Origin of the sequence: Paenibacillus glycanilyticus NBRC 16618 (genome assembly GCF_004000805.1) — a bacterium.
GTDB classification, from domain to species: Bacteria; Bacillota; Bacilli; order Paenibacillales; family Paenibacillaceae; genus Pristimantibacillus; species Pristimantibacillus glycanilyticus.
Map to the genome: position 1 here is coordinate 1 of NZ_BILY01000077.1, position 10321 is coordinate 10321.

Annotated in this window: 8 protein-coding genes; 2 read left to right on the plus strand and 6 right to left on the minus strand. The window is 57.2% G+C overall.

Going from position 1 to position 10321, the window contains the following annotated elements:
• The 5 genes from PGL01S_RS30310 to PGL01S_RS30335 form a co-directional block, all read right to left on the minus strand.
• The coding region (locus PGL01S_RS30310; RefSeq protein WP_127499429.1) for a glycosyltransferase at window positions 1-1491 on the minus strand (1491 nt) is incomplete at its 3' end.
• Window positions 1492-1503: 12 nt separating this feature from the next.
• Entirely contained in the window at window positions 1504-3012 is a 1509-nt protein-coding gene (locus PGL01S_RS30315; RefSeq protein ID WP_127499431.1) for a tetratricopeptide repeat-containing glycosyltransferase family 2 protein, read from the minus strand.
• A complete protein-coding gene (locus PGL01S_RS30320; protein WP_127499433.1) occupies window positions 2969-5113 on the minus strand; it encodes a glycosyltransferase in 2145 nt (714 codons plus the stop codon). The genes PGL01S_RS30315 and PGL01S_RS30320 overlap by 44 nt, the downstream gene beginning before the upstream one ends.
• A gap of 113 nt (window positions 5114-5226) precedes the next feature.
• Window positions 5227-7767: a beta strand repeat-containing protein gene (locus tag PGL01S_RS31405; RefSeq protein ID WP_244935823.1), complete on the minus strand. Its 2541-nt coding sequence runs from the start codon at window positions 7765-7767 to the stop codon at window positions 5227-5229.
• A 9-nt stretch (window positions 7768-7776) separates the two neighbouring features.
• The gene (locus PGL01S_RS30335) at window positions 7777-8082 is read right to left on the minus strand and encodes a DUF6385 domain-containing protein (protein WP_127499435.1); all 306 of its coding nucleotides are present in this window, start codon (window positions 8080-8082) and stop codon (window positions 7777-7779) included.
• 362 nt (window positions 8083-8444) lie between these two features.
• On the opposite strand from PGL01S_RS30335, the gene PGL01S_RS30340 reads away from it, so the two are divergent.
• On the plus strand, window positions 8445-8978 hold the full coding sequence (locus PGL01S_RS30340; protein ID WP_127499437.1) for a hypothetical protein: 534 nt from the start codon (window positions 8445-8447) through the stop codon (window positions 8976-8978).
• Window positions 8978-9562, plus strand: coding sequence for a hypothetical protein (locus tag PGL01S_RS30345; RefSeq protein ID WP_127499439.1), 585 nt, complete (start codon window positions 8978-8980; stop codon window positions 9560-9562). Before PGL01S_RS30340 ends, PGL01S_RS30345 begins: the two co-directional genes overlap by 1 nt.
• A 70-nt stretch (window positions 9563-9632) precedes the next feature.
• Here PGL01S_RS30345 and PGL01S_RS30350 read toward each other — a convergent pair whose 3' ends face one another.
• On the minus strand, window positions 9633-10178 hold the full coding sequence (locus tag PGL01S_RS30350) for a glutathione peroxidase (protein ID WP_127499441.1): 546 nt from the start codon (window positions 10176-10178) through the stop codon (window positions 9633-9635).
• Between the last annotated feature and the right edge of the window lie 143 nt (window positions 10179-10321).

Genomic DNA, 10321 nt, shown 5'->3' on the forward strand with positions numbered 1-10321 from the left:
CGCGGCTGGGCAAAGCCGCAGCCACGCGGGCCAGGCACGCACGCGGAGCAGCGCGTGCGCAAGCCCGGCGGGCGGCGGCTCAGCCCGCCCGCCATCCACCCAGGCAAGGGCGGCGAGATACTCGCCCTTGCCTGGGTACGCATCCGGCAGCCGCGCCCAGCGCTGCCGGGCAGCGGACGGATCGCCCTGCTGCGCGGCGAGCAGGCCGTTCCAAAAAGCTTCCCCCACCGCCAGCCCTTCGATCAGCCGGCCGCTTGCCTCTGGCTCAAGCTGCAGACCGGCGTCAGCCAGTAGCTCCAGCATGAAGCGGCAAAGCCTATGATCGCCGGTGGCCGCCGCGCGATTGGCAGCAGCCATCCAATGCCTTCTATATTCAGCGTCAAGCGTACCGAGCACAACCAGCCTTTCCCATGCCGGCCGATAGCCGGGATTAGCCTCAAGCGCTGCCGCATAGGCTTCGGCTGCCCGATCCCAGTTATAGCTGCGTTCCGCTGCGTAACCGGCGGCGAGCATCGTCCGGTAGCTTCCGGAGCCGGCGGCGGAAGAGTAACGCGCGGACAGGTTGCCAGCCAAGCATGACCGCTCCAGCACCAACCCGGCCTCGCCCGGCCGATCCATCTCCATCAGCACCGCCGCGTAAGCTTCATGCAGATCCGGAAAATCGCCGTACCTGGTTAACCCGCTCCGGGCATACCGCTCCGCTTCCTCCAGCCTGCCAAGCGCCCGCAGCGCATGGACCAGCTTCAGCCATATGTCGGATAAATAGCCGGCGTCTTCAGCCGCTTCTTCCCCGTTCACCATAGGCTCCAGCCATTCGGCCGCCCGCTCCCAGTCCCCGTAAGTAAAATACTCCGTCCCCATCGCATACCGCAGTACCGGATTTTCCGGTTCACGGTTCAGGGCAGCGAGCAGGATCCTTTTATTTCGCTCTTTCTTCCCGCGTCTCGCCATAACGGCCTGCCGGTACCCCTCATGAAGCACTTCAACCGGGGCAAAACGCAGGGCTTCTTCTCCGCAAGCCGAGACGGCCGTTGCCGCTTCCTCGTGAATAGCGCCGGAGAACCGGATCCTCGGATCGTTTCGGAAAAGCCGGCAGACCGCGTCCGAGACCTCTTCCTCCCCTCCCATGCCTTCAACCCTGCTTCTGATCTCTATTAAATAACCGTAGCATTGCTCTTCCGACAGCAGCAGCCGTCTCCAATCCTCCATAGGAAGCGGGAGAAGCCGTTCATCCGCATCCAGCACCAGAATCCACGGCTGAGAGGCCTGCTCGATTGCCGCATTGCGGGCCAATGCGAAATCATCCTGCCAGGCAATCCGCAGCACTTTTGCACCGTAAGCTTCCGCTATGTCTGCCGACCGGTCTGTCGATCCCGTATCCGCCACTATGATCTCCGAGCAATAAGGAGCCGCCGCGGCCAGACAACCCGGCAGGAATAATTCCTCGTCCCGGACAATCATGCACAGCGATATCGGAAGCTTCTCTTCCATCCCGGCCCCTCCTTACCACCCTTCAAATCCGGGCAGCAGCAGGCGGATGCTTTGAAGGGCTTGCCTTTCGGCAGAGCGCTCCTTCGACTGCTGTACCCGTTCCAAATACTGCTCCGCACGTTCCCTCCAGTATGCCGCGGATGACAGCGTATCTTCCGCCTCGTCCTTGCCAAGCCAGCCCGCAAAAGGCAGCCCGCCGTAATCCCCGTCGCGCAAAGCATTCGCCTGCACGGAAAGAGAGTGCCGGAGCCCGGGCTCCTTATACAGTTCCGCTTGCCATTCCAAATACGCAACCGCGCTGTCCGGACAGCCGCTGGCAACCATCACCCCGGCCAGCTTCAGCATAGCCGCTTCATCCGGGCAGGAGATCCGCCTTGCCATCCATGCGGCAAGCTGGCCTTCGCGGCCGGCGGTCCGCATGTATTTGCAAAGCCGGAAAAGCGGCGGCAGCAAGCTGGGCTTAAACCGCAGCGCCTTCATGTAAGCTTGCTCCACGCCCTGCTCGTCATGCAACGCTTCATAGATTCGTCCTTGCAGATAAGCCGTCCGGAACGTTCCCATTCCGCCCTCCGTATGGTAGCGGGCGGGCGCCGCTCCTAGCTCCAGCGCTTTTTCGGCGGCTTCCATCGCATTCTTGAACCGCCCGGTGCTTGCTGAGCAAAGCGCGATATAATGCCACAAATCCGTATAGTCGGGAAAAATAGCCGTGCCTTCCTTCGCCGCAGCCGCGGCTTCCTCCCATCTGCCAAGCAGCTGGAGGCTAAGCGATTCGTATTTCAGCACCAGATGCGCGTAAGAGAGCTGCTCGAAGTCGGCGGAACGCTTGGCAATCCGGAACGCTTCGAGTGCTTCCGCCGCCCGGTTATTCCGTAAATATTCAACCCCGATATTATAGCGGTGGAACGTATTGCCCGGGTCCTCCGCAAGCGCAAGCTCGAGCAGCTCCATATTGCGCTTCAGCTTGTTTTTCTCCGCCACTACCTGGGTCCGATAACCATAATGATGGATAACGACATCGGTGAGGTGAAAACGGGCCGATGGGTTTTTCCTTAAAATCGAAAACGAAATCTGCTCGTGAATCCGCCCTTCGAACCGGTGGGCAGGGTCATTCCGGAACATCCGAAGCACGGGATGGATCGTCGAGCCTTGATCATGGTCCGGCCCAACCTGGTTTCTGATCTGGAGAAGCAGGGCGGACAGTTCCCCATGGCCGGCATACTCGAGCAGCTGGGATTTTGTTGCCGCATCCAGCTGTTCATCCGCGTCAAGGAACAGAATCCATTCCCCGCTGGCCCGCTCCACCCCTATGTTGCGCGCTTTGGCAAAATCATGCTCCCACCCGCTCCGGATTACCTGCGCTCCGTACCGCTCCGCTATCGCAATGGTCTCATCGGTCGAACCGGTATCGACGATAATGATCTCGTCAGCTATGCCAAGCACGCTGTCGAGACAGCCGGGCAAATGCTTCTCCTCGTTCTTAACGATCATGCATAAGGAAATCCGCTTCCGCTGTTCCGCCATTCACTCGCCTCCTTTGCCGTCCGTTCCAGCTGGTCTGCCAGCCCATCCACTCCACTCGGAGCAATGCTTCCTGCAGCTTCACCCGGTCCGGCTCTGACCAGCTGCCATCCCAATTGCGGGTCCCGCTGTACTCATCCGGCTGGAGAGCTTCAATAGCAAGCTGCAGGCATGCGGCAGCGGCTCCCAATCGCGCTCTTTGCGCGTAAACGCCGCTTTTGTCGCTTTCCGCCGAACTATCGAACAAGGATAAGGCTTCGTTGTACAGCTTTTTCAAATACAGCAGTTCCCCCAGGCGGAAGGCTTGCTCCCCGGTCAAACGGCCCTCCTTCTCGAAACGGTCCAGCATTTGTTCAGCGGCGGCATCCACATAACCGTGGTCATAAAGGAGGGTTTCGAAGTATGGCTTCAGTCCGTAGTAGCCGCCTGCCAACCGGTGAGCAAGACGCAGCATTCCCCGGCTCACTGCCGTATCCAGCCAGCGGACAGCCGCAGCGAGCTCCTGCTCCTTCGCGATTTTGTTCCGCGGCCCTTGCCCCGCAGGAAGCCAGCCGTTCAGCTGCTCCGCCTCGCGGGCAACGCTTCCTCCTCCAAGAACAGCCGCCAGCTCCTCCCGGCTGATCTGCACCCCGTCATTCCAGCGGCATAAAGCCCAGTCCATGCCTAACTGAAGGGTCTCATTGGAAGGCTCTTCTTCTGCGTACGGTTGAACCGCCTGAAGCCAAGCCCGAATTTGCAAGGCGGCCTCCGCATATTGACCGGTCCCGATCAGACAGTCCGCAAACCCTCGTATATCGGACAAAGTAAGCTTTATTGCTATTGGGTCGCCAACTGCTGACGCGGATTTCGACTGGAGCGCTTCCCTCCATAGAGGCAACGCCATGCTGTTGGCGCCGATACGGCTTAAGACGCGAGCCATCAGCTTATTCGGCTCTGCACCTTCATTACCGGCAAAACCGCTTAACTTCTGACGGATCTCCTGGTCGGACACGCCAAGCTGCTGAAGGTAATCCGCCCAGGCAGACAAAGCCTCTTCCCATCCCGGCTTGGCGCCAAGCAAGGTTTCGTATGCCAGCAGGGCTGCATCAGCCTCCCCTGTCCGCTGCAATACGGATGCCAGGCGAAGCTGTGCCAGGTAGCTGCCCGCTCCATTTTCGGAAATATAGGAATGAGGTTTTGCGCCTGCTTCGAGAGCAGTCTCATAAGCCTCCTTTGCCTCCAACAGCATTCCTGATGCCGACAAGCTGTTGCCCTGCAGCATATACAGGTCCGGGTAATCGGGATACCGGAGCGTCTCCCCCCGAAGCAGCTCGGCAGCCTCCCCATTCCGGGATAGAGCAAGTAGCGCGGTTGCGTAATCTCTAACCAGCGTCGGCCGGTAGGGAGCGGTCAGAGGCGTGTAGACAAGCGCTTTGTCGAAGGCCGCCGCCGCTTCTTCGGCATTTCCAAGCTGGCATAACGTAACCCCGTAATTGTATAGGCAAAAAGGGTCATTCGGCTGCTTGGTCAGCTGCCTGGAAATGACCCGTAAATTCCGTTCCGCTTTGGATTTGCGCCGCAGCACATCCGGCATGTACCCGATATGGGCAATGTGCGGAGTCCCGGCGCATAGCGGACCGTCCACATCCATCATGATGCTGCCGCCCTCCGTCTCCCGGACACGGACGAGCTGCTCGTGAATTTCTCCATAATAGGAGTAGCCGCGGTCCGCACGGAACAGACGCACGGCTTCGCTCGTCATGCTGCGTCCCGTATTGGAGGCATCGAGCAGATGCTCCATTCGCAGCCGGTAAGCGGACGAATCGGCTTTTCGCAGCCCCTGCCTCAGCGACTGCAAATCCCCCCTCAGCCGTTCATCCGCATCCAGAACCAGAACCCATATGGTGCGTGCGTGCTCTAATGCCAGATTGCGGGCGGAGGAGAAGTTATCCTCCCACTCCGCCTTAATCACTCTTGCTCCATACCGCAGGGCAATGTCCACCGTTCCGTCCGTCGAACCCGTGTCGACAACGATGAGCTCATCGGCTATGCCGCGAATGCTGTCCAGGCATTCCGGAAGCATATCCTCTTCATTGCGTACGATGATGTGAACACCGAGCAGCATTTTATAACCCTCCTAAAAAGAATTAGCGCGGTTTTTGCGATAATTCTTACTTCGTAAGCATACGCCAAGAATTAGCGCGGTTTTTGCGGTAATTCTTACTCGTAAGCCTGGGCTTACGTGCCTTGGCCATTGAAGTATACGTCGACGGTGGTTGGGCTTCCGGTCGTTGTCGAACGGTAGGCCAGTCTCGTATATTTCAGGAAACGCTGCGGAACCAGCACATCAACCGAGCCTACCGCGATTCCCGTTACGCTCTCCACGTCGGTATACCAGTTCGTTCCGTTGGCGCTGATCTCAACACGTGCAGTCGCTGCATTCGTTCCCGGGCCTTTGTTGTAGACAAAGTAAGAATAAGTGCCGAATACGCTGGTCGTAATGGCCGGCACAGCCGTATATGCATCTGCTGTTAGGTTATTCAGGTTCGCTACTTCTTGGAAGCTCTTTTGAGAAATTGAAGTGACGCTGCTTAAAGTTCCCGCCGTAATCGTTGCTCCCAGCAACGCAGTCACGGTACCGGCTGTAATCGTCGTGCCAAGTACGGCATTTAACGTGCCTCCGGTTATCGTTGCTGCAGACACCGCCACTGTACCTGCGGTGATGGTTGTTCCAAGTACCGCCGTCAACGTTCCGGTCGTGATCGTTGCTCCTAGCAACGCATTCAGCGTGCCCGCTGTGATTGTCGCGCCAGACACTGCCACCGTGCCGCCCGACAGCGCAACGGTTCCTCCGGAGATCGCCACCGTACCGGCTGTGATCGTGGTGCCGAGCACAGCATTTAATGTGCCTCCGGTTATCGTTGCTGCAGACACTGCCACTGTACCTGCGGTGATGGTTGTTCCGAGTACCGCCGTCAACGTTCCGGCCGTGATCGTTGCTCCTAACAACGCATCCAGCGTGCCCGCTGTGATTGTCGCGCCAGACACCGCCACCGTGCCTCCCGACAGTGCAATGGTTCCTCCGGAGATCGCCACCGTACCGGCTGTGATCGTGGTGCCGAGCACAGCATTTAATGTGCCTCCGGTTATCGTTGCTGCAGAAACCGCCACTGTACCTGCGGTAATTGTTGTTCCAAGTACCGCCGTCAACGTTCCGGCCGTGATCGTTGCTCCTAGCAATGCATCCAGCGTGCCCGCTGTAATCGTCGCGCCAGACACTGCTACCGTGCCTCCCGACAGCGCAACTGTCCCTCCGGAGATCGCAACAGTACCGGCTGTAATCGTGGTGCCGAGCACAGCGTTTAATGTGCCTCCGGTTATCGTCGCTGCAGACACCGCTACTGTACCTGCGGTGATTGTTGTTCCAAGTACCGCCGTCAACGTTCCGGCCGTGATCGTTGCTCCTAGCAACGCATTCAGCGTTCCCGCTGTAATCGTCGCGCCAGACACTGCTACCGTGCCGCCCGACAGCGCAACGGTTCCTCCGGAAATCGCAACAGTACCGGCTGTAATCGTCGTGCCGAGCACGGCGTTTAATGTGCCTCCGGTTATTGTTGCTGCAGACACCGCCACTGTACCTGCGGTGATGGTTGTTCCAAGTACCGCCGTCAACGTTCCGGCCGTGATCGTTGCTCCTAGCAACGCATCCAGCGTGCCCGCTGTGATTGTCGCGCCAGATACTGCAACCGTGCCGCCCGACAGCGCAACGGTTCCTCCGGAGACTGCTACTGTACCCGCCGTGATCGTGGTGCCGAGCACGGCTGTAATCGTTCCGGCTGTAATGGTCGCGCCTAACACGGCATCCAACGTTCCTGCCGTAATCGTCGCGCCTAACACGGCATCCAGTGTTCCCGCCGTAATGGTTGCCCCCAGCAACGCATCCAATGTGCCCGCCGTAATTGTCGCACCGGACACTGCCACCGTTCCTCCGGCTATTTCGAACGTGCCGCCCGATACCGCGACTGTACCGCCTGAGATCGCTACCGTACCCGCCGTGATCGTGGTGCCAAGCACGGCGTTAATGGTTCCGCCTGTGATCGTCGCGCCAAGTAACGCGTTTAATGTTCCTGCAGTAATCGTCGCGCCTAGCACGGCGTCCAACGTGCCCGCCGTGATCGTTGCGCCTAGCACGGCATCCAGCGTGCCGCTCGTTACGGTTGCACCGGATACCGCCACCGTTCCACCGGCTATCTCAAACGTGCCGCCCGATACCGCGACTGTACCACCTGAGATCGCTACCGTACCGGCCGTAATCGTGGTGCCAAGCACGGCGTTGATGGTTCCTGCGGTAATGGTGGCGCCAAGCACGGCATCTACCGTCCCGCCCGTAACCGTTGCGCCGGATACGGCTACTGTTCCGCCAGACACGGCGACTGTGCCGCCCGATACCGCGACTGTACCTCCTGAGATCGCTACCGTACCGGCCGTAATCGTGGTGCCAAGTACGGCGCTGATCGTGCCGCCCGTAATTGTAGCGTCGACCGTTCCTCCGGACACGGCCACCGTTCCGGTCACCCCAACCGTGCCGCCGGAGATAGCCACTGTCCCTGCCGTAATCGTTACACCCAGAATACTGCTGATCGTACCGTCAAGCATTACGGTAACCAGATTACCGCTTGTGTCCACAGCCAGCGGCCGCGCCGTATCCGTACTGTCTTTCCCAAAGATTAAAGTGCGTAAATTATCCGGATTCGGATTAAATGTCGAAAAATTGGGCATTCCTTCCCATCACCTATTTTCTCTTAGAAAATGAAATTCATGAACCGGAGTCATCCGGGCCCGCTGCGCCTGATAATACACCTGGATTAAAGTTGGAGCCCCTGGCTGCTGCGACCTTATCGAGAGTCTTGTAAAATGCATAAATCTCGACGGAGTCATAATAGCCATGCCACCCGGCTCAACAACGCTCTCGTAGTCGCTTACGAAATCCACTCCGTTCGGGCCAACCTCCAGGCGTACAACGGCTGCATTTTTCCCCCGATTCAGTACTGCGTAAGAAAACACCAAGTCCAAAGCCGTGTCTTGTTTGGGCATTGGGACGAATTCATCCGAGGTCGCAGCTTCTTCATACTCAATGGATTGGAAACTTTGACAACAGCTGCCGTCTTTGCCCTTGCGGCAAACACGTCTCCGGGGGATATGGCGTTTTCTGGGCTTTAAAGGCTTTTTGCGGCAACGGCGTGGTCTTCTATGTTTGCATCCTGCTGCTTTTCCCATTTCTCCTCTTCTCCTCGATGTCCATGCTTCCATTACTTTATGTGTAAATGAATTTGTCCGCGGCGGCGATTGACGCCTGTAGATTCACCTAACTTCCGTCTCATCGGTAAATCCCCATACGAATCCGGCTTTTCCACCATATAATGTGGCAAGCATTTCGATACAAGAGGTGGGGACAATTGACGAATTACTCCGTATTCAACAGCGAGAACAATCCGCTTTATATTTTGCTGAATAACCGCTACAGCAGTCCTGCCATCGTGGCTCCTCCTGAAGAAGACGCTGCTGCGAACGGCCGGTTTTTTATGGTTACTTCGGCTAGCACGGCCGTAGGGGCGGGCTCCAACTTATTGATTCAGATATCCAATCCAAACGGCAGCGGAAGGTCGCTGTATGTTTCAAAAATTAGCGGTGGGGTGAGTGCGGCGGCAACGGTGAACCTTTATTCGGGAGGTACGGTCACGGGCGGTACAACGCCAACTCCGTTTAACATGCAGCTTGGGAATGCGACAACAAGCGTGGCTACCTCACGGGTAGCAACCGGCAGCGTATCGGGCACGCCAACGCTGTTCTATACCACTCTGCTGGCGGCGGGGATGTTTGAGGTTGCTTTTGCAGGAGGACTTATTGTAGCGCCTAACCGTTCAGTCACCATTTCCGTTGGTACCGGTGCCATTACGGCGGCGGCCAATATTTCGTGGTGGGAGTTTTAATGCCGAATAACCCGATATTCGATGGCTCCAATGGGCCCTTGTACGGAGCGGCAGCCAATTCCTACACGCAGCCCGGATCCGAAATTCCGGCTCAGTCCGGCACCTCCGTGCAAGCCGGCGGGGCCTTCGCCATTAACGCTTCTAACAGCTTGTCCTTAGGGGTATTAGGAGGTAGCGTCAATAGCTCGATCCGCATAGCCAATCCTTCGGGCAGCGGCAAGACCGTATACCTTGGACAAATCATCGGGTATACCAACATTTCGTTAAGCCTGCTCTCGAGCTTTTCCGCGCAAGTGACGGTCTACAGCGGCGGAACCGTCGCTTCTCCAACGACCGTAACGCCGGTCAATCTTAACTTGGGAAGCGGGACGGCCAGCGTTGCTTCCGTTACCACCTCCATTAACGCCGTAACGGGCGGGACGGCTTTTATTCTTTATCCGCTGCAGCCGGGGCCGTTCTCCTTTTCCGTTGGCGGAGGCGTCGCCGTACCGCCGGGACAGACTTTAACCATTAACGTGGTAGGCACTTTGACCGTACTTGGCCTGTTGGGGGTCGGCGTGGAGGTCATCTGGTGGGAGGTTTGAGCTGCACAGCAAAAAAGCCCATGCGGCCTTATCGCGGGCAGCATGAGCTTTTCATTAACGCCGTATGAGATTACAGCAGTTTTTGAATATCTTCGACCATATTCAGCGGCTCGTCCGTCGATTCGAACCGTTTGATTACATTGCCCTGGCGGTCAATAAGAAACTTCGTGAAGTTCCATTTCACGTCGTTGCCTTCCAGGTAATGAGGCAGCTTCTCCGACAGGAAAGCATGAAGCATTTTGCCGCTTGGCTCCGAGGTGTCAAAGCCATGGAAAGGAGCTTGCTCCGTCAAATATTTGAACAAAGGATGAGCCGATTCCTCGCGGACATCCGTTTTCGCAAACAGCGGGAAGGATACGCCATAGTTGATCTGGCAAAATTCCTGCACATCCGAGTTCGATCCCGGCTCCTGTTCGCCGAACTGATTGCTCGGGAAGCCCAGAATTTCGAGTCCTTGATCCTTATATTGCTCGTATACCTTCTGCAGATCGGAATACTGAGGCGTAAAGCCGCATTTGCTTGCTGTATTTACGATGACCAGCACCTTGCCCTTGTAATCCTCGAGGCTAACTTGCTGCCCTCTAATTGTATCCGCTTCAAATGAATAAACGCTCATGATGAATCCTCCTCTGAATAAAAATGATTTGATCAAAATTAAATTGTATACAATTTATATCACATTCCGATACCCTGTGTCAAACATTGTGCTGACCTACGGATACAAATTTAAGAGGAAGTTTCCCTCTTGCAGCTACCGCT

Coding starts and splice junctions, on each gene's coding strand:
- PGL01S_RS30315 (WP_127499431.1), bottom strand. CDS start 3,012: ATGGCGGAACAGCGGAAGCGGATTTCCTTATGCATGATCGTTAAGAAC.
- PGL01S_RS30320 (WP_127499433.1), bottom strand. CDS start 5,113: ATGCTGCTCGGTGTTCACATCATCGTACGCAATGAAGAGGATATGCTT.
- PGL01S_RS31405 (WP_244935823.1), bottom strand. CDS start 7,767: ATGCCCAATTTTTCGACATTTAATCCGAATCCGGATAATTTACGCACT.
- PGL01S_RS30335 (WP_127499435.1), bottom strand. CDS start 8,082: ATGCCCAAACAAGACACGGCTTTGGACTTGGTGTTTTCTTACGCAGTA.
- PGL01S_RS30345 (WP_127499439.1), top strand. CDS start 8,978: ATGCCGAATAACCCGATATTCGATGGCTCCAATGGGCCCTTGTACGGA.
- PGL01S_RS30350 (WP_127499441.1), bottom strand. CDS start 10,178: ATGAGCGTTTATTCATTTGAAGCGGATACAATTAGAGGGCAGCAAGTT.